This is a genomic window from Prosthecobacter sp. (assembly GCF_044378005.1).
GTDB lineage: Bacteria > Verrucomicrobiota > Verrucomicrobiia > Verrucomicrobiales > Verrucomicrobiaceae > Prosthecobacter.
In genome coordinates this window covers 1-18,268 of sequence record NZ_JBILYB010000122.1, presented here as the reverse complement: position 1 = coordinate 18,268, position 18,268 = coordinate 1, and the positions used below count along the sequence as shown (strand labels likewise).

The window sequence follows — 18,268 nt, the reverse complement described above, 5'->3', positions numbered from 1 at the left end:
GGCACCTACGATGTCGGCCTGCTCATCATCAAAGAGCAGCACAGCCCCACCTTCCAGCTCGCTCCGGTGGAAAAAGTCCGCCAGCTTGATGCCGGAAAGCGCGTGGCCTTCCTCGGCTTCCCTGCCGAGAAGCTCACCAATCGAGGCAGCGACAACGAACGCCCCGTGGCCACCATGCAGACCGGCATCGTCACCGCCGTCACGGATTACTGGGGCTCCCAGGCAGATGCGGGGGATCGGCTCCTCGTGCAGCATAATCTCCCCAGCACCGGCGGAGCCAGCGGCAGCCCCATCTTTGATCAAAACGGTGAGGTCGTGGCCGTGCTCTGTGCCGGGAACATCACTTACACCTTGCCGAGTGAAACCAAGCACGCCGTCGAACGAGCCAAAGCCAGGGTGGTCGCCGCACTCGACGACCAGCTCAGCGCCGAAAACCTGAGCGCGGAAGATAAAGCCAAAGCCGTCGAAGCCGCCAAAGCTCGTCTCAGCCAGCTCTCCAGCCTGAAAGTCAGCGTCGAAGACCTCGAGCGCGCGCCCTCCGCCGCCCAGATCAACTTCGCCCAGCGCGTCGATATTTTGCAGGAGCTGCTGGATGCCTATCAGCAGGCCGTGAAGGAAGACTCGGCACGGTAATCTCCTCTCTCCCCAGCGCATGTCAGCCTGCCCCCACCTCCTCTGCAAAAACAACGAAGGCAGCGTGGTCTGCCTTGATTTGAAGTGAATCGAACAAGCCCTTGCACTCCCGCTGAAGCGTGTAACTAATCCACCCTTCCGCCACACTGCTACCCCTTAGTGTAATGGTAACATAACAGATTCTGACTCTGTTGTTCAAGGTTCGAGTCCTTGAGGGGTAACCATTCTGGGTGACACGTTTCACCCCGCCTCCAGTGCGAGCTATTTGGAGGTCCCGACAGCCGCTGCGACGGAGATGCCAATTTCAAGAGTCGGCTCATCAGCATCAGCCAGAGGTGGCTCGGTGATGCTGCCATCTTCAGACCGAAAGTTTGCCCCGACGGAGAAAAGCACGCCCTTCAGAGGATCGTAGTGGAGTGGTTCGCCAGAAAATGGGTCGATCAATACGTCCTGAAGGTATTGCGGGCGCAGATCGCTGAGCCCGGAGGGCAGCTTTTGATGATCTGCCACATACCGACGAATGGCAAAAAGGCAGAGCACCAGATCGTGCCTCGCCTTGGCCAGGTGATGTCGCTCTGGGAGTGGGAGGCAGGGCTCGATGCGACTGTTAAAATAGCGCTCTCCTTCGCCATTCGGCTGAAAGTGGGACAATGTGGGCACTCGACGACCGATGGCGGAAGCGACTGCGCCAGCACCGGGAGTGATCGCCACTTGATCGCGCAGCACACGGATGCTGTTGGCGAAGAGCCCCAGCGTCTCATGCTTCTTGAAGAAAAGCCGCCCCGGCCTCTCCCGCAAAACACCGCCGGGCATCGTATCCAAAGGAGCTCCGCTCTTTTCACCGAACATGAGTTTTTTCTCATGCAGGTAAAAGGCGCCCAAGGCACGCTGGAGGTGGGCATCCAGGGGAGCACAACGCAGGAACTCGTCCTGCGCCAGCTTCAGTTCCGAGCTGCCAAGCCTGGTCTGCTTCAGCACCTGCGCCGTCATTTGCACGCAGGCCATGTGCATCTCCTGCGCACGCTGCATGTAGGAGGGCCAGGCCCACAATTCATGCAGTCGCCGACTAAGGCGGCCGATGTCGATGGCCGCCAGGAGTGCTGATTCTTCATTTCCTGAAGAGAGCAGATACGCGACGCGTGCCTGGAGCAGGATGCGCACATGCGGCCAGGAGACGTGTTCTCCCAGATCCTCCGCATGCCAGGCAGCATGACGCGGGTGCCAGTCGAAGTCGCCCAGCAGATCGCGCAGCCCATCCAGCGCTGCGCCGTTGCCACGCACATAGCTCTCCAGCGTCTGCCTCTCCCATTTCCAGGCTGGCAGCAAAGCCACCCGCAGGTCGGGAATGGCGATGACTGCCTGAAGGAAAGTGCCCAGCCGCTCGGGGCCGACGATCTTCGGAGCCAAATCCACAGGCTCCTGCACCATGAGATCTTCATCCAGTGGCGGGGCGATGTCCGTGAAGTAGATCCATCCGAGCATCACAGCACCTGCCAACCCCAGACTGGTCATGAACAGCGTGCCCCAGGAAAATGACGATTCAGCCTGCACGCGAGCGCTGTTGGGCACGGGGCCGGGGCGCTTTGGCGGTGTCTGTGTAGGCGGATCTGTGGGCTCAGGAAGCGCGGCCTGCCTTGTCCTTTGGTTCTGCGAACTTGGAGCCGCCTTGGTCTCCGTCTGAACCGTCGTGAAATGGTCATCGCTCCGTTGGCTGTCTCCGATTGGCGGCGGGCGGAAAGACGGGAAAGAATCAGTTTTGGTCGATGCTTTTTCGACCGCTGGAGGAAGGGGCTCTTCCTTGATTTCCACCCAATCCACAGACCCTGGCGTGAAGTTTTCCTCCACGCGGCTCACGATGGCTGGTGCACTCACCGGCATGGCCGCCACGGCAGGCGGCGGCGGCGCACTCGTTTCAGGCACAGTCTTTTTTGCCTCCCTTTTCGGAGGCTGCGGTCCTGAAGCCAGATGCTTCCGCTGCTCATCTTCCCACTCATCGTCGAAGCTCCACGGCGAAACCCAGCGCGGAGCCTTGGCGGGCCGGGCGGATGGAGATTCTTTACGGGAGGACATCGGGGGCATGTTAGATCACCCGTCGTGTCTCAGTCACGCGGCATCTCCAGATCGATGCCAAAAAAATCCACGAACACGGCGCGATACACCGCCCGCTTGAATCTCGGAACCCAGGTCATCTGAAACTCACTCGGCTCGATCCAGCGCCATTGGGCGAACTCCTGATGCGTGGCTGCCAGGTTGATGTCCGCCTCGCTGCCCAAAAAACGGCATTTGAAATACGTCTGCTCCTGCCCGCCATAGATGCCGTATTTCAGCCGGTGCTTTTGGAAGGCATAGCGGTAGCCCTCGCGCTGCTCCAGCACCTCCAGCTTGTCTCGCGTCACTCCGATTTCCTCCGCCAGTTCACGAAAAAGCGCCGTCTCCGCATCCTCGCCCTCATCAATCCCGCCTTGTGGGAACTGCCACGCGCCTCGGATGTTGATCCTCTCCGCCACGAAAATCCGATCCTCTGCATTCAGCAGGATCGCGGCTACATTGGGACGATAAACGATGGGGGTGGCGGGGGGGAGATCCATGAACGGCGTGTAGAGTACTGGGCAGCTTCGCTTTGTCACGCACCCACTGTGCCGATGTTGCGGCTATCACTCACCACTCACGCCACCAGCTTTTTAAAATCAAACTGGCAGCAGCCGAGATCGAGCACGCTGGCATTGTCCGCGAGATGCTCGGCGATGGCTGGAGCGACGGTGTAGAGCCGCTGCTGGCCCTGCTTTTCCTGCGCCAGCAACCCCGCCTCACGCAGGATGCGCAGATGCTTGGAGACGTTATACTGGCTCATTCCTGTGGCCTCGGCGAGGTCATTCACCGAGCGCGTGCCAGCCAGCAGGAGGCGCATCAGGCGCAGCCGGTTTTCTTCGGCGAGCGCTTTCATGGCAGGGAGACAATCGATCTTCGTGGGCACAGGGAAGATGATGTCCGGCATCGTCATCTCTTCAACACTCGATGTGGTCCCTTTGAACATGCTTGACGGGGCATATACCAGCATCCAAGGACCGGACTGATGCTCGCCGCCCTCATCATCACCGCCGCTCTGGCCATGGTCTATGCCAATGGCGCCAACGCCAACTTCAAAGGCGTGGCTTCCCTCTTCGGCAGCAGCACGACGAGCTACTGGACGGCGGTGCGCTGGGCCGCAGTGACCACGGCGGCGGGCTGCCTCGCGGCTCTTTTCATGCCGGGCACGCTGCTGGAGACCTTTTCAGGCAAAGGTCTCGTGCCGAATGAATTGGTAGGCCGTTCGGACTTCCTGCTCGCCGTGGGCATGGGCGCGGCCATCGCCAATCTGCTGGCGACTCGGCTCGGCTTTCCAGTCTCCACCACGCACATGCTGATGGGTGCGCTGCTCGGTGCCGGGCTCGCGGCTGAGCCTGAGGGAGTGCGCTATGCGAAGCTGTGGGAGAGCTTTGCCAAGCCGCTGCTCATCACGCCCGTGCTTGCCCTCGTGCTCGGCGGTACCGTTTACCTGCTGCTGAAACTGCTGCGGCTCGCCCCCGACCACCGCACGCCGCTGCTGGACTCGCTGCATTTCCTCAGCGCGGGCGCGGTGGGTTTTGCCCGTGGCATGAATGACTCGCCCAAGCTGCTGGCGCTGCTGGTGGGTGGTGGTCAGATCCATGAAGCCTACGGCCTGCTGCTGGTCATGCTCTTCATGGCGCTCGGCGGTTTCATCAGCGCACGGCACGTGGCGGACACGATGGCGCACAAGATCACGGGCATGACTCCAGGTCAGGGCTTCGCGGCAAATCTCGCCACGTCCATGCTGACCACCACGGCGAGCTTTCACGGGCTGCCTGTCTCCACCACGCATGTCTCCGTCGGTGCCTTGTTGGGCATCGGCATCACGACGAAACAAGCCCGCTGGCGCACCATCGTGCCTGTCCTGCTGGCCTGGCTGATCACCCTGCCCTGCGCAGGTCTGCTTGCCGCCTTGATGTGGTGGCTCGTCACATTGCGTGGTCAGTAAAAGCGGCTTTGCAAAAAAGGGTGTAGCCTTCGTATGCACTTCTGCGCATATATCATGACGAATCGTCCACCCGTCATGAAATCCATCCTCGCCCTCCTCCTCATCGCCACTGCTGCGCAGGCAGACATCGGCCTCATCACTCCGGCTGAAGCCAAAGCTCTCATCGAAAACCCCGACGCCGCCCAGCGCCCCATCGTGCTCGACACGCGCGGCGGCTATAAAGACTACTTCCGCGGTCACCTGCCCACCGCGCATCACATCAACTTCGACACCCTGCGCGGCACGAATGAAGCCGTGCCCGTGCAGTATCTTCCCGACGACCTCACCAAGGCGCTGCTCATCCGCGCTGGAGTGGACAAAGACCGCCTCCACCTCGTCTATGCCACGGGCGACAAGCTCCCGAATGACGAGATCCTCAGCACCAGCATGGTCGTCTATGTGCTGGAGAAGTTCGGCGTGCAGAACATCAAGGTCGTCGATGGGGGACTCGCCGAATGGAAAGCGCAGGGCTTCGAAGCAGTGCGTGATTACTTCGGCAATCCAGCCGGTCATCTGCCCGAAAAAGGTGTCACCGTCATCACTGCGAATATCGACGACGTGCAGGCCAGCATCGGCAAGCCTGGCACCCTGCTGGTCGATGCGCGTCCGCTGAATGAATATCAGGGTGAGGACGATGTCTGGCTGCGCAAAGGCCACATCCCCGGAGCCATCAGCTTTCATTGGGCGCGGCTCATGGACAGCAGCAACACGCACAAATTCAAGCCACTCGCCGAAGTGAAGGCCGAACTGGAAGCCGCAGGAATCACACCCGACAAAAACATCATCGCCTACTGCGGCACCTCGCGTGAAGGCAGCCTGCTCCAGTTCTACCTCAAGCATGTGGCCGGATATCCGAACGTTCGCCTCTACGAAGGTGCGTGGAAAGAATACGTCTGGCTGAAAAACAAGTCCCTGCCTGCCGAGAAGTAGAACGAGTTTAAAACTCGTAAACTGGTGGGGCGAGATTCCATCTCGCCCTGCATTGGCGGGTTAAAAACCCGCCGCACCAGTGTACGACTTGAAAAGTCGTTTTACCTCCAGGCTGGCTTCGACTCAAAGGTCACGCGCTCCTTCGACAGCGGATGCACAAAGCTCACCCGAGCCGCGTGCAAGCACATCGGCGGAGCGTCCACTGCCAGCGTTTGCGTATCTCCCACCGCACCGCCGGGCAGATACGTCGGATCACCCAGGATCGGAAAGCCGAACTGCCAGAGATGAATGCGGATTTGGTTTGTCCGACCCGTGATCGGCCGCGCCTCCAGCAGCGCCGTGCCATCGGCATCGCGACTCAGCACGCGGAACTCCGTGCGCGCCTCGTCACCGCCCTCTTCATCCACCTCACGCCCGCCCAGCGCACCAGCCTCGCGGCTGATCGGAGCCTCACAGACAAAACTGTCTTCCGCCGGATGCCCCTGCACCCGTGCCAGATAAAGCTTCTCCACCTGCCCGCGTGAAAATTGCGGCTGCACCTGCCCCGCGAAGTGGCGCGACCGCGCCACCACGACCAAGCCCGAGGTATTCGCATCCAGCCGATGGCAGGCGCGCAGCTTAAAGGGATGGTAAACTTCATCCAGGATGTATTGCAGCGTGTTCCGGTTGTAGCGCCCCCCCGGATGCATCGGCAGCGGCGCGGGCTTCTCCACCACCAGCATCGCCTGATCCTCATGCAGCACGCGGATGCCTGCATTCACATCTGGCTCCACACTCGCCGCCAGCAGTTGGGTAAATCTCTCCCCTGCCCGCACGATCTGATCCGCCGTGGCCACATGCATGTCTTTGTCCAGAAGTCGCCCACCTTCCAGACGCCGCACCCACTCCTCACGCGCCACCACAGGCAGGATCGTCACCAGTGTGTCTAGCAGCGTCATGCCATCACATTGCTTCGGCACATTCAGCGGACGGTAGTTGTCATACGGCGCACTGCCTGGCAGCGGCGTCGTTAGTTGGCGGATCTTCGCGTGCCGCTTCACGATCATCTCCTGCATCTGCTGCTCCGTCGTTTTAAAGCAATACGGGCACGACACATTCGCCACAAAGCGTGGGTCCGCCTGATCCTCATCCGTCAGGGGCGACTGGCACATGTAGCACTGCGCCGACTGTGTCTCCTCCAGCCCAGGGTCCACACCCACGCGCTGGTCAAAGACAAAGCACTCGCCGTCGTAGTGATCCCCGCCCACCTCTTCGAAGTATTTGAGGATGCCACCTTCGAGTTGCCAGATCTGCTCGAATCCCTCCCGCTCCATGAACGGTGCCGCCTTCTCACAGCGGATGCCACCTGTGCAAAAAGTCACGATGGGCTGCTTCTTCAGTTCCGGTGGCAGATTCCTCACCGCTTCGGGAAATTCGCGGAAGCTGTTCACCCCGATCACATGCGCATTTTTAAAAGTGCCCAGCTTCACCTCATAATCATTCCGCGTGTCCAGCAGCACCACCGGGCGGCCTTCATCCAGCCACTGCTTCAGCGTCCGCGCCTCCATGCGAGGCGACGTGTACTTCGCCGGATCGATCCCCTCCACCCCAAAGGCGATGATCTCCTTCTTGATCCTCACCAGCATCCGATTGAACGGCTGATGCGCGCTCTCGCTGTACTTCGGGGCCAGCCCCGCCAGCCCCGGCACACTGCGGATCACCGCCACCAGTTCATCCACCAGCACGCGCGGTCCCGCGATGAAAAGATTGATCCCCTCCGTGCTCAGCAGGATCGTGCCCTTCAGCCCGCGTTCCTTGCAGACCGCGATCAAGCGCTCGCGCAGCCCCTTCAGATCCGTCAGCGGGGCAAAGAGGTAGCAGGAAATGTTCGTGATAGGCAGGTCAGCAGTCATGGGCACCGACTCTGTTGAGTCCAGACCGCCCCGGATGCAAGTCCGACAAACATCCCCACCCTTGCCAAAAAACCGCTCTTTCTTGTGCTCCCACAAGATTTCCGACTTGTGAAGCCCAGGGGTCAAGAACGGTCAATATCCTCACCATCGAGATGGAAGGCATGCAACGCACGATGCGCCACAGGGGCCAGAACGATGCCAATCACCGAGATGAAGACGAGACCGCTGAAAAGAGCATAGGCGCTGGCAAAGAGCTTGGCTGCATCCGTGGGCAGCTCGCCGACCGGCCCCATGCCACCAAGGATCATCGAGGCATTGAGAATCGAGTCCACCCAGGTGAATCCGGCGATGTAATGATACCCAAGAATGCCAATCACAAGTGCACCGAAGATCACTGCCAGAGCGAGGGACATGAACTTCACCACCCGCCAAAGGAAGACATGGCGCGGGGCGATGGGATCTTGGCGAGACTCAAGCATGATGCATCGGAAGCCTGAAATGAGTTGGATGCAAGACACCAGTTGGCATCATCCACCTTGGCAGCTAGTGCTGCCCCGTGCTGCGCGCGCATAACACCAACTTCACCATCCTCGACGAGACAGACGACTACATCGTCGTGGACAAGCCCGCGCCTTTGCAGATCCATCCAGGCAGCCTGCATGGGGCGCCGACGCTTTGGCATAGTCTGAGAGACCTGCTGGCATACGAGCTGGCTAATGGTGGACAAATCAGCATCACCAATCGGCTGGATCGTGAAACAAGTGGCACCGTCCTCGTCGCGAAGAATGCCACCACGGCTCGCCTCTTCGGCATGGCGATGCAGGACCATCTGATCCGCAAAACTTATCACGCCATTGTCCATGGTTGGCCGGAGTGGGAGGAGCAGGATCTTCATGGGCCAATCCTGCGCAAAGGTGATGTCACGGAGTCCGAGATCTGGGTGAAGCAGATGGTGCATGATGATGGTGCACCCTGTCAGACGATCTTCCGCACGCTGCGGCGCGTGGAGCATGAACGTGCGGGAAAGCTGGCACTCATCGAAGCACGGCCGATCACGGGGCGGATGCATCAGATTCGTGTGCATCTCTCGCATCTCGGGCTGCCGATCCTGGGGGATAAAATCTACGGGCTGGATGAGCAGTGCTACCTCGACTTCATCGACACAGGCTGGACGCCCGACATTGAGCGACGGATCTTCTTTTCACGTCAGGCGCTGCATTCACATCGGCTGGAAATCATGACTCCCAGCTTTTGCCACACCTGGGAATGCCCACTCCCAGCGGAGATGCAGGCTTGGCTGTGATGGGTGAAAGTTCGCCCTGCTCGCACCTGTTTCAGCAGCCTCATGATGCTCCGCATGCTCGCCCTCTCGTTAGTCCTCATCAGCCAGACTATCGCTGCTGATGCACCTTTGCTCAAAGACGACTTCTCCGCTCCGAAGCTGGAGCAGCGGCGTGCCATGCGGGGTGAATGGAAGTTCGCCGATGGCATCGCGAGCTGCACGCAGGACGATGCGCTCTACAAGAAGAATAAGGATCACGGCCCCATCCTCTTTTACGACCTCGCTTACACAGACGCGACGATCCGCTTCAGTTACCAAGCAGACACCGCCGTGAAGAGCGTGGTCTTCACCTGCAATGGAGACGACGGGCATGTCTTCCGCTTTGTCACCAGCGCCGCAGGCACTGGCATGAGAGCTTTCCCCGCTGATGCAAAGGATCACAAGTCCATCGCGCTCGCTCAGGAGAAGGCCCTGGCGCTGAAGCCAGATGAATGGGTACCCGTGACCATTACCGTCCAGGGCACGAAAGCGAAGGTGAAGATCGGCGACTTCAAGAAGACCTATGAACACCCCTCGCTGGCGCGGGCGAAGTCGAACCTGAGCGTGGGCTATGCCTTTGGCACACTGAGTGTGAAGGATGTGCTGGTGGAGAAGTGATCAAAGCCCACCGAGCTTGCAAATCAGGTTCCAGTGCTTCGGCTCGACCTCGGTGATGGAAAGGCGGTTGCCGCGACGAAGGATGAGCATGTCAGCCAGCTTCGGTTCAGCGCGGAGCATGTCGAGCGTGACGAAGGTCTTGAAGTCAGCCTCCCACTTCACATCGACCATCAGCCAACGCGGTTCCTCGCGCTTGCTGCCTGCGTCGAAGTATTCGGAGGAAGGATCAAACTGAGTGTGATCCGGGTAGGCCTCTTTGACGATTTTGATGATGCCCGCGATGCCCGGCACGGGGCAGCTTGAATGATAAAAGAAGCCCAGATCACCCACCGCCATCTGGTCCCGCATCATGTTCCGCACCTGGTAATTGCGCACGCCATTCCAGGGCTCCGTTTTCTTCGGGCGGGCCTTGAGATGGTCGAAGGAAAAGACGTCAGGTTCAGATTTGAGCAGCCAGTGGGACATGGTGAAGGGATGGCATGGATGACGAGGAAAGGGAATGAGAATTCCAAGTCTTGGCGAGGTGGAGACTTTGAGAGGCGAAATGACGTGATGAGTGATGCCGGCGGCGGTGGCTTATGCAGGAAGCAGGTTGACCACTGGCCCAGGGCTCTGGCAGACTTGGCGGGTATGTTTCAGCGACTCAGCCTCTTCTTACTCTCGGTCATCAGTTTCATCGCCATGGCGGAGGAGCCGCCGCCTGCGGAACTGAATCTGGATCTCGGCGGCGGGGTGATGATGGAGCTGCTGCTCATGAAACCGGGCAGCTTCGAGCAGGGATCACCTGCCACGGAGCCGAGCCGGGAATCGGATGAGAGCCGTCGCTTTGTCACTCTCACGCGTGGTTTTTACATCGGCAAATATCCGGTCACGCGCGGGCAGTTCGGGCGCTTTGTCACCGCTACATCCTACCGCACTGAAGCTGAGCAGGGCACTTCGGGTGGGTTTGGGGTGGAGAATGGAAAGCTCGTGCAGGCAAAGGCTTACACTTGGCGCAATCCTGGTTTTCCGCAGACGGATGATCATCCAGCGGTCATGCTCACGGTGCAGGATGTGAAGGCTTTTTGCCGCTGGCTCTCGCCCCGCGCAGGCCGGGACTGCGGCCTGCCGACGGAGGCGCAGTGGGAGTATGCCTGCCGTGCCGGGACCAGCACCGCGCGATATTTGGAACCTGTGGACGCGGTGGCCTGGCATCGCGGGAACAGCGATGAGCAGACGCATCCGGTGGGCCAGAAGAAGCCGAATGCCTGGGGGCTGCATGATCTCTATGGCCCGGTCTGGCAATGGTGCGGCGACTGGTATGCGCCCTATCCTGCGGGGAGCGCGGTCGATCCGGTGCAGACGAATGCCGGCCTGAGTGACAAGCCGCGGCAGGTCCTGCGCGGCGGCTCCTTTCTCAGCGATGTCAGCCACTCACGCTCGGCGGAGCGGTATCGCAATGACGTGCGGAGCCGGAATGCGGACAACGGCTTCCGGATCGTCGCCTCTGTGACGAAACGTGCAGCGGTCGCTGTCGTGCCAAAGCCGAGTGCGCCGGAGAAAGTCGCAGCACCGGAGCCTGCTAAACCTAACCAGACATGGGATGAACCCGAAGTTTCTGACAGCTCCTTCCCCTGGCGCTACATCACACTGCCGCTGTTTGTGATCGTCCTTTTCAAACTCTTCCGACGTGTCCTGGGCAAGGGCGCGGGATCCGCAGCGATGCTGCCGCTGGATCTCACCCCACGCGAGGCTGCGGAGGCCTTTGCCTCAGGTCCGCCGCCCTTGCCGCAGCGGTTCAGCTTCCGCCTGACGGATTCAGGATTCTACATCAGCGGACCTGCGGAGGCCGTGGGCACGCAAATCGAATACACGGCAGATGTGGACTCGCGGGTGATCACGGACCTCATCCTTTTCAGTCCAGGGCCGGAGGGGCAGTTCATCTTCACCGGCTCGAAGCCGCGTGCGGTTTCTGTGCGCAGCACGGGCGGTCAGCTCGGCACCACCGGGAACATGTTGAGTGCCTCGGATGATGACTCTAATCGCGACTGGCGGCGCTCCTCGTCCTCCACGCAGAGTTCGTATCCCTCCGCCTACTGACATCACGCGCCATGCCTCCTGGAATCAGGATCATCACCCGCGCGGATGATCCACCCTGGCGGGTGGAGCGCACGCGGCGTTCATTGCCGGAGGCTCTGCCACATGGGCTCTGGCTAATGCACGCGGGCTGCTGGCTGCCACGCTGCATCGCCGAGTTCATCCCTGTCATGACGGAGCAACCATGTGTGCTGGTCGGCAGCACCATCGCCGCAGACACCTGGCTGCCAGTGCCGCTGTGGCTTCAGATTTTGCAGAGGAATGGTGGCATCTTTGGTCAGGCCGACCTCGCCTCCATGCCACCGGTGCAAAGTGTGTGGATGAATGCCGCCGCTGCCGAGCAATGTGGATCATCAGAGGATCTGGACACCATTGTCAGACAAGCTCTGCGGCTCGGCTGGCCGGTGATCCGGCACAGTCCGCTGGACGTGTGTCATGATCTGCGTCCGCGTGCACTCCAGGTGCTCACCAGCCTCCAGCGCGGTGGTGCCGAACGGCTGGCCCTGGACCTTCACCACGCGCTGCCGCGGCATGGTGTAGCAGGCTGTCTGATGACTCTCGGCTCACCCACGCGCGATCCTTTTGACTCACCGCCAGATGCTCTCCAGCGCCGTCTCCCACCCGACCCGGCGGTGCGTGCTGCGGAGATCGACCACGCCGCGCGCTACTCCGGCTGCGATCTTCTCCACGCGCATCTGGTGGATGGAGAAACGCTGTCTCTCCTGCGCTCGGGTCTGCCGCTGCTCACCACCTTTCACAATCAACGCCCAGGCTGGCCCGCCGACATCGGGCTGCTCAGCCTGTTGCCAGACGCGTTGCTCATCGGCTGTGCCCAGACTGTCTCGCGGGAGGTCGCGGAAGGCTTCCCGCAGCACACGGTCCGCACGGTTTGGAATGGCATCCAGCCAGTGGCGGTCAGAGCCAGGGAAGGTCCGTCAAGCAGCCTAACGATTGTCGCCATCGCCAATCCACGACCACAAAAGCGGCTGCCATTGCTCATCGATATCCTCGCCATGCTTCCTGGTTCGCGATTAAAGATCGCCGGTCAGGCTTCCAGCATTCATGCCGATGCCCAAGCCGAGATGGATCTGTGTCAGGAGAAGATCATCGCCCATGGTTTGACTGATGCCGTGGAATGGCTTGGTGCCGTGAGTGACATTCCCGCGCTACTCGCCGAGGCGGATGTGCTCGTCTCCACCAGCCTGCATGAGGGCATGAGCCTGGCGCAGCTTGAGGCACTGGCCGCCGGGGTGCCTGTCGCGGCTACGCAGGTCAGCGGCACTGAGGAGATGTCCGCACGGCATCCTGGCAGGATGAAGCTGCTGCCCGTCGATGCCGCGCCCGCCAGCTTTGCCGCCGCCATCCTCGAAATCGCGCCACAGCGTGGGCAAGGCACTCTCGCACCGGATTTCACCACGCCGATCATGGCCGCCCGGCACGCCTGGCTGCTGAATGCAGCACTCATTTCACGCAGGCAATCCAGACGCGGCCTGCTGCTCATCACCAATAACTTTTCCACCGGCGGTGCGCAGACCAGCGCACGACGCCTGCTGCTGAAACTGCACGCCATGGGACATCCTGTGAGCGCCGTTGTAATCCAGGAACAGTCGGAGAATCCGACTCCAGGTCGCATAGCTTTGTGTGCCGCAGGCATTCGCGTGCTGGCTCTGGACCCGCCCGAGGTCTGTGAAGCGCAGACAGCTCTTTTGCCGCTTTTACAAAGCCTCGCCCTGGAGCCGCCGGAGACCGTGCTCTTCTGGAATGTCATTCCCGAATACAAGATCCTCCTCGCCGAGGCGCTGTGGGGTTTCCCGGTCTTCGATGTGAGCCCTGGCGAGATGTACTTTGCCTCGCTGGAGCGCTACTTCGCGAATCCGAGACCCGGCTTACCGTATCTGGATACACAGTCCTACGGCCGACTTCTCAGCGCCGTCATCGTCAAACACGAAGGCGAGTTGTCACAGGTTCGCGAGGTCCTTGGCTGTCCGGTTCATCTCATCCCGAATGGTGTTCCATGTCGCGACTTTGTGGCCGAGGCAGAAGGCGTTCAAGATGTCATCGGCACAGCCTGCCGCATCCATCCGCACAAGCGACTGGAGGACTTGATCACCACTTTCCGCCTAGTGCTAAAGCGCCATCCACAGTGCCGCCTGCGTATCGCCGGAGCAGCAGATGCCGGGCAGGAAACTTATGCGGAAAGCCTGCGCCAGAGCACCCAAGATCTTCCGGTGGAATGGTGCGGCGAGATCACGGACATGCCTGCTTTTCACGACACGCTCTGCCTCTTCGCCATGATCTCCGAGCCTAGCGGCTGTCCGAATGCCTCGCTCGAAGCCATGGCCTCCAGCCTGCCCATCGTCGCCACCGCCGTGGGTGGAGCGCGCGAGCAGATTGAGCACGACCTCAACGGTCTGCTCACACCGCCCCGCGATCCTGAAGCCATGGCGACAGCCCTCATGGAGCTGCTTACTCAGCCCACTCTCCGCGCCCAGATGCGGCAGGCTGCTCATGCACGCGCTGTGACTCATTTCAGTCTGGAGAAGATGGCTTCCAGCTATCTTCGGCTGTGTCTAGAGCCAGCCGCATAGTGGGTATAGATACAAAAAATAAATGCCTCCAAGCTCGGTCTGCTGCATCGTTCATCACATGCAGCACGATCTCCACGCCACTCTTAAAAAGCACTTTGGCCATGCGGCGTTTCGTCCGGGCCAGGAGCGAGTCATGGAGGCGCTGCTGGCGGGGCGGAGTGCGTTGGCGCTGTTTCCGACGAGTGCGGGGAAGTCGCTTTGTTATCAGCTTCCTGCCTTGCTGATGGATGGGGTGACGCTGGTGATCTCGCCGCTGATCGCGCTGATGAAGGATCAGGTGGAGGCGCTGCGGGCGCGGGGGATCAAGGCGGCGAGGTTGGATTCTTCGCTGTCACCGGCGGAGGCGGCGCAGGTGTTTGATGACATGAAATCGGGCGTGCTGAAGCTGCTGTACATCGCGCCGGAGCGGCTGATGAATGAGAACTTCATCGAGCGGCTGAAGCGTGTGAAGATCTCGATGATGGCTGTGGATGAGGCGCACTGCATTTCGGAGTGGGGGCACAATTTCCGTCCCGAATATCTGCGGCTGGCGCTGGTAGCGAAGGAGTTGGGAATTTATCCTGTGTTGGCGCTGACGGCGACGGCGACGCCCGATGTGGCGCGGGATATTCGGAAGGCCTTTGGCGTGGCGGATGAGGATCATGTGCAGACGTCGTTTCATCGGGCGAACCTGCATTACCGCATCACGCCGTGTCCGGCGCAGAAGCGGAAGGAGTATCTGACGAAGGTGCTGACGAAGCGAAAGGGCGCGAGCATCGTGTATGTGACGCTGCAACAGACGGCGGAGGAAGTGGCGACGCATCTGCAACGCAATGGTGTGAATGCACTGGCTTACCATGCAGGGCTGGCGGACGAGCATCGCCATGCGGCGCAGGATTCGTTCATGAATGGATCGCTGGATGTGATCGTGGCGACGATTGCCTTTGGGATGGGAATCGACAAGGCGGACATCCGCGCGGTGTATCACTACAATCTGCCAAAGACGCTGGAGAACTACATGCAGGAAACGGGGCGTGCGGGTCGCGATGGGAAGCCTTCGGTGTGCGAACTGCTGGCCTGTGGCGATGACTGCATCGTGCTGGAGAACTTTACTTTTGGCGATACGCCGACACCGCAGGCGCTGCGGCAATTGGTGGATCATTTGTTGCGGCAGGGGCAGGAGTTTGATTTCTCGCTCTACGAGCTTTCACAGGCGACAGACATCCGCCCGCTGGTGATCGAGACGGTGCTGACGAACCTGGAGCTGCATGGCGTGGTGCGGCCACTGGGTTCGTTCTATTCGAGCTACCAGTTCCGCTTTCTCCAACCGGAGGCGCGAGTGCTTTCGGGGCACAAGCCGGAGCGGCAGGCGTTTCTGCGGCGGCTCTTTTCCGCAGGTAAACGCGGCACGAAATGGACGACGCTGAATCCTGATGAGGCGGCGACGCAGATGGAGGAGCCGCGTGAGCGGATCATGAGTGCGCTGACGTGGCTTCAGGAGGCGGGTGAGATCGAGCTGAAGCCGAGCGGGTCGCGTCAGCGCTATCGACTGTGTGATGATCGTGCACAGCGTGACCCAGGTGTGATCAGTGAGCAGATGCAGGCGCTCTTTTCCAAACGTGAGGCGCGTGATGTGGAGCGTCTCGGTCAGGTGCTGGAGCTGGCGGGGCATCGTGGCTGTCTCACGCGTTGGTTGCTGCGCTACTTTGGCGAGGAGATGGAGCAGGACTGCGGCACCTGCACGAGTTGTCTGGAACGTGCGAAGGGTAAGGTGGACGAAGAGCCGCGCGCTTTGCCGCAGTCGGCGGTGCCGGAGATCACGACGGAGGATGTGGCGGCAATCCGTGAAGTGATGGATGAAGGCCACTCGTCTTTGCGCTCGCCGAGGCAGCTTGCGCGCTTTCTTTGTGGTCTCACAAGTCCGGCGACATCACGCGAGCGCCTAACTCGGAATGGTGCCTTCGGGATGCTGGACAAGGTGCCTTTTGCCGATGTGCTGGCGCAGACGGAGACGATGCGGAGCCGCTAGCTGCTACCACCAGGGAACAACTGAAGTACGGCTTTTTGCAGGGGCTGCGGCCAGCGTGGAAGAGCGGCTTTGAGTGAGAGCGAGGGCCCACTTCCATGGAGATTTGCCATGATCAGGAAGAAATCATGAACAGTGATCGTGCGCGCGGCAAAGGAGTCGAGCCAAAGGCGCGTGGCTGCCGCAGCGGCATCCATTTGCGCTCGATCAGGTCGGTTGCCGAACGCGGAAAAGATGACATGGCGGCGCAGCAGCATGTAAAACAGTTCATGCATGGACTGGCGCACTGGCTGGTGCCGCAGGGCAAAGGCGTTGAGCAGCTTCCTGCCGTTGTCTTCCACAAGAAGCTGATTGAGTGCGAGGACCATGCTTTTGTCCTGGATGAGGAAGCGGCTGATCCTGCCGCGAAGAGTCTCGCGATTTTCGCCCGACTCTCCAAAACTCAGCATTTGGGAAAGGATCTCCACGGCGCTCTGGTTGGTCCAGTTTTTGGCGATGCTGTGAAGCAGCAGGCGATGGGTGAGGGTGAGTTCATGTACCTGTCTCGGCACCTGATTGATCCTTTGCAGAGCCTGCTTCACGGCGGTCTGGTCGGGGTCGGCATCCAGCGCGGAAAGCAGGAGTGCGGCTCCGGTGAAGGCCATGATGGTGGACTGCTCCGCCATGAGCACCTCGCGGGCGAGATTGATGGCTCCGTCCTTCTGTCCGGCGCGCGCGAGTTGGCGGGCTTGATCGAGAAGAATCGTGAGAGCGATTGAGTGGTCGCGCGGTGTTCTGCTGAGCCAGTCACCTTGGTATTTGGCCAGCCCGAGATCCGTCTCTGCGCGGGCGATGAGACTCCAAAGCTCAAAGTTGGTGTTTATCGTGCGACTATCTTCGATTGTGAGTTGATCTACTCTTTTCAGTGCCAGGCCATGGATGAGCAGGTCACGTGCAGCTTCGTCGGTGCCATTAAAATGGCGGGCGAGTGCGAAACGGGCGGCGAGTTCTTGGGGCGTGTAGCGCAGCATGCGGTGGACGCGCACGGCGTCCTCCACATCAGGCGTGAGTCGCAGCAGATTGATGCCGCGCCCGACGGAGCGGTAAATGTCATCCATCTTGCGGCCTGGTTCGTTAAGCTGGGCCAGATAGTCCACAGGCATTTCTTCAGGACCGGGCAATTGGTCAAGGTAGATGCGTGCTTTATTGAGACGCCCTGCATTGGCGTGGAGATACCAAAGCTGGAGGCAGGCCTCGGCGCGCCAGGGCGAGTCCGGTCCTTGCAAGACTTTTTGCCAGGTGTCCCGGGCATCTTCGAGGCGTCCCTGACGCCTCTGGCAGTCTCCAACTTTAAATAGGGCCTCGGCTCCATACTCGGGATCACCGATCATTTGCAGGAAGTAAGTCTCGGCAGGCCACCAGCGCTCGCTACCAGCGTAATGATCGCCTTTTTCGAGGCTGCTGGTCTTAGGCTGCACATCCGGACCACTCCAGCGGAGATCATGCAACTGGATCTGCGGCTCACCGATCAGTGCCAGGGAGACCGGCAGAACCGGCTGATAGCGCTGGAGGTACTCGACACGATTTCCGTCACTGACTTCCAAGCTGATCTTTCGGTTTTCGAGGTGGAGCTTCATCCGCACTTGCTTACCCGGAACCAGCAGGGCACGCACGGGTGTGACTGCGAGGACTCTTTCCTTCCGAGTGATGGCGAGTACTGCCTTGGGCGGCTCCATGATGCTTTGAAACTGCGCCAGATGGCGGATGAAAGGTGCGGGCGGCGGCTGATAGTATTGGACTGTATGCCATTCGTCGAAAAGCAGCACTTTGAAGCCGAGCGACTGGCAGCCTTGGTCGGGAATTTGGAAAGTGGCACTGACCTCCAGCGGCGGAGGGCGGGTGAATTGAATCAGCGCCTTCTGAGTGCTCTCAGCCTCGATGATGAGCACCTCTCCCTCCACCCGACTTTGGTCTGCCTGCAGGTATTTGCCTAAATTGTGAAACGGTGGCCGGATCTCCAACAAAGTGTCCCAGCGCGACTGACGCTCCTCGACAACGAGGCGCAGCCGCGCTGCTTCTGCAGCGTCGTGATCCTTGATCCAGGCCAGGGTGGCTTCGATTTCGGCGCGGTCATTCTCGCCGATCCTTGGC

Annotated in this window: 15 protein-coding genes and 1 tRNA gene; 9 read left to right on the top strand and 7 right to left on the bottom strand. The window is 60.4% G+C overall.

The window, feature by feature from the left end:
• Together AC6FTP_RS19640 and AC6FTP_RS19635 are read left to right on the top strand one after the other, a co-directional pair.
• Nucleotides 1-633, top strand: a 633-nt coding sequence (locus tag AC6FTP_RS19640) for a S1 family peptidase (RefSeq protein WP_497208612.1), incomplete at its 5' end; no start/stop codon positions are given.
• A 150-nt stretch (nt 634-783) separates the two neighbouring features.
• Nucleotides 784-857 (top strand) — tRNA-Gln (locus AC6FTP_RS19635).
• 37 nt (nt 858-894) lie between these two features.
• On the opposite strand, the gene AC6FTP_RS19630 is transcribed toward AC6FTP_RS19635, so the two are convergent.
• The 3 genes from AC6FTP_RS19630 to AC6FTP_RS19620 all read right to left on the bottom strand — a co-directional run bounded on the left by AC6FTP_RS19630 (nt 895) and on the right by AC6FTP_RS19620 (nt 3,667).
• Entirely contained in the window at nt 895-2,703 is a 1,809-nt protein-coding gene (locus AC6FTP_RS19630) for a hypothetical protein (RefSeq protein WP_497208611.1), read from the bottom strand.
• 29 nt (nt 2,704-2,732) lie between these two features.
• On the bottom strand, nt 2,733-3,221 hold the full coding sequence (locus AC6FTP_RS19625) for an RNA pyrophosphohydrolase (protein WP_497208610.1): 489 nt from the start codon (nt 3,219-3,221) through the stop codon (nt 2,733-2,735).
• 77 nt (nt 3,222-3,298) lie between these two features.
• Nucleotides 3,299-3,667 carry an ArsR/SmtB family transcription factor gene (locus AC6FTP_RS19620; protein ID WP_497208609.1) on the bottom strand — a complete coding sequence of 123 codons (369 nt, stop codon included), beginning with the start codon at nt 3,665-3,667 and terminating at the stop codon, nt 3,299-3,301.
• Nucleotides 3,668-3,706: 39 nt separating this feature from the next.
• Here AC6FTP_RS19620 and AC6FTP_RS19615 point away from each other — a divergent pair, with 39 nt between their 5' ends.
• Complete coding sequence (locus tag AC6FTP_RS19615; RefSeq protein ID WP_497208608.1) at nt 3,707-4,669, top strand: inorganic phosphate transporter; 963 nt, start codon at nt 3,707-3,709, stop codon at nt 4,667-4,669.
• A 75-nt stretch (nt 4,670-4,744) separates the two neighbouring features.
• A complete protein-coding gene (locus tag AC6FTP_RS19610; protein ID WP_497208607.1) occupies nt 4,745-5,638 on the top strand; it encodes a sulfurtransferase in 894 nt (297 codons plus the stop codon).
• 101 nt (nt 5,639-5,739) lie between these two features.
• On the opposite strand, the gene trhO is transcribed toward AC6FTP_RS19610, so the two are convergent.
• On the bottom strand, nt 5,740-7,530 hold the full coding sequence (gene trhO / locus AC6FTP_RS19605) for an oxygen-dependent tRNA uridine(34) hydroxylase TrhO (RefSeq protein ID WP_497208606.1): 1,791 nt from the start codon (nt 7,528-7,530) through the stop codon (nt 5,740-5,742).
• Nucleotides 7,531-7,652: 122 nt separating this feature from the next.
• The gene (locus tag AC6FTP_RS19600; protein ID WP_497208605.1) at nt 7,653-8,009 is read right to left on the bottom strand and encodes a hypothetical protein; all 357 of its coding nucleotides are present in this window, start codon (nt 8,007-8,009) and stop codon (nt 7,653-7,655) included.
• A 77-nt stretch (nt 8,010-8,086) separates the two neighbouring features.
• On the opposite strand from AC6FTP_RS19600, the gene AC6FTP_RS19595 reads away from it, so the two are divergent.
• Complete coding sequence (locus AC6FTP_RS19595; RefSeq protein WP_497208604.1) at nt 8,087-8,833, top strand: RluA family pseudouridine synthase; 747 nt, start codon at nt 8,087-8,089, stop codon at nt 8,831-8,833.
• 42 nt (nt 8,834-8,875) lie between these two features.
• Nucleotides 8,876-9,469 (top strand): hypothetical protein, encoded by a 594-nt coding sequence (locus AC6FTP_RS19590; RefSeq protein WP_497208603.1) that lies wholly within the window; start codon nt 8,876-8,878, stop codon nt 9,467-9,469.
• Here the strand turns inward: AC6FTP_RS19590 and AC6FTP_RS19585 are convergent, their stop codons facing one another.
• Nucleotides 9,470-9,934, bottom strand: coding sequence for an EVE domain-containing protein (locus AC6FTP_RS19585; RefSeq protein WP_497208602.1), 465 nt, complete (start codon nt 9,932-9,934; stop codon nt 9,470-9,472).
• Nucleotides 9,935-10,099: 165 nt separating this feature from the next.
• On the opposite strand from AC6FTP_RS19585, the gene AC6FTP_RS19580 reads away from it, so the two are divergent.
• Genes AC6FTP_RS19580 through AC6FTP_RS19570 form a run of 3 tightly spaced genes read left to right on the top strand, consistent with a single transcriptional unit; the run spans nt 10,100 to nt 16,141 of the window.
• On the top strand, nt 10,100-11,548 hold the full coding sequence (locus AC6FTP_RS19580; protein WP_497208601.1) for a formylglycine-generating enzyme family protein: 1,449 nt from the start codon (nt 10,100-10,102) through the stop codon (nt 11,546-11,548).
• An 11-nt stretch (nt 11,549-11,559) separates the two neighbouring features.
• The gene (locus tag AC6FTP_RS19575; RefSeq protein ID WP_497208600.1) at nt 11,560-14,133 is read left to right on the top strand and encodes a glycosyltransferase family 4 protein; all 2,574 of its coding nucleotides are present in this window, start codon (nt 11,560-11,562) and stop codon (nt 14,131-14,133) included.
• A 58-nt stretch (nt 14,134-14,191) separates the two neighbouring features.
• Nucleotides 14,192-16,141 (top strand): RecQ family ATP-dependent DNA helicase, encoded by a 1,950-nt coding sequence (locus tag AC6FTP_RS19570; RefSeq protein WP_497208599.1) that lies wholly within the window; start codon nt 14,192-14,194, stop codon nt 16,139-16,141.
• Here the strand turns inward: AC6FTP_RS19570 and AC6FTP_RS19565 are convergent.
• Nucleotides 16,138-18,268, bottom strand: a 2,131-nt coding sequence (locus tag AC6FTP_RS19565; protein ID WP_497208598.1) for a tetratricopeptide repeat protein, incomplete at its 5' end; no start/stop codon positions are given. The genes AC6FTP_RS19570 and AC6FTP_RS19565 overlap by 4 nt on opposite strands.

Excerpts from the sequence above, each read along its gene's own strand:
- AC6FTP_RS19630 (WP_497208611.1), bottom strand. The coding sequence starts at position 2,703 with ATGTCCTCCCGTAAAGAATCTCCATCCGCCCGGCCCGCCAAGGCTCCG.
- AC6FTP_RS19625 (WP_497208610.1), bottom strand. The coding sequence starts at position 3,221 with ATGGATCTCCCCCCCGCCACCCCCATCGTTTATCGTCCCAATGTAGCC.
- AC6FTP_RS19620 (WP_497208609.1), bottom strand. The coding sequence starts at position 3,667 with ATGTTCAAAGGGACCACATCGAGTGTTGAAGAGATGACGATGCCGGAC.
- AC6FTP_RS19615 (WP_497208608.1), top strand. The coding sequence starts at position 3,707 with ATGCTCGCCGCCCTCATCATCACCGCCGCTCTGGCCATGGTCTATGCC.
- AC6FTP_RS19610 (WP_497208607.1), top strand. The coding sequence starts at position 4,745 with ATGAAATCCATCCTCGCCCTCCTCCTCATCGCCACTGCTGCGCAGGCA.
- trhO (WP_497208606.1), bottom strand. The coding sequence starts at position 7,530 with ATGACTGCTGACCTGCCTATCACGAACATTTCCTGCTACCTCTTTGCC.
- AC6FTP_RS19600 (WP_497208605.1), bottom strand. The coding sequence starts at position 8,009 with ATGCTTGAGTCTCGCCAAGATCCCATCGCCCCGCGCCATGTCTTCCTT.
- AC6FTP_RS19590 (WP_497208603.1), top strand. The coding sequence starts at position 8,876 with ATGATGCTCCGCATGCTCGCCCTCTCGTTAGTCCTCATCAGCCAGACT.
- AC6FTP_RS19585 (WP_497208602.1), bottom strand. The coding sequence starts at position 9,934 with ATGTCCCACTGGCTGCTCAAATCTGAACCTGACGTCTTTTCCTTCGAC.
- AC6FTP_RS19580 (WP_497208601.1), top strand. The coding sequence starts at position 10,100 with ATGTTTCAGCGACTCAGCCTCTTCTTACTCTCGGTCATCAGTTTCATC.
- AC6FTP_RS19575 (WP_497208600.1), top strand. The coding sequence starts at position 11,560 with ATGCCTCCTGGAATCAGGATCATCACCCGCGCGGATGATCCACCCTGG.
- AC6FTP_RS19570 (WP_497208599.1), top strand. The coding sequence starts at position 14,192 with ATGCAGCACGATCTCCACGCCACTCTTAAAAAGCACTTTGGCCATGCG.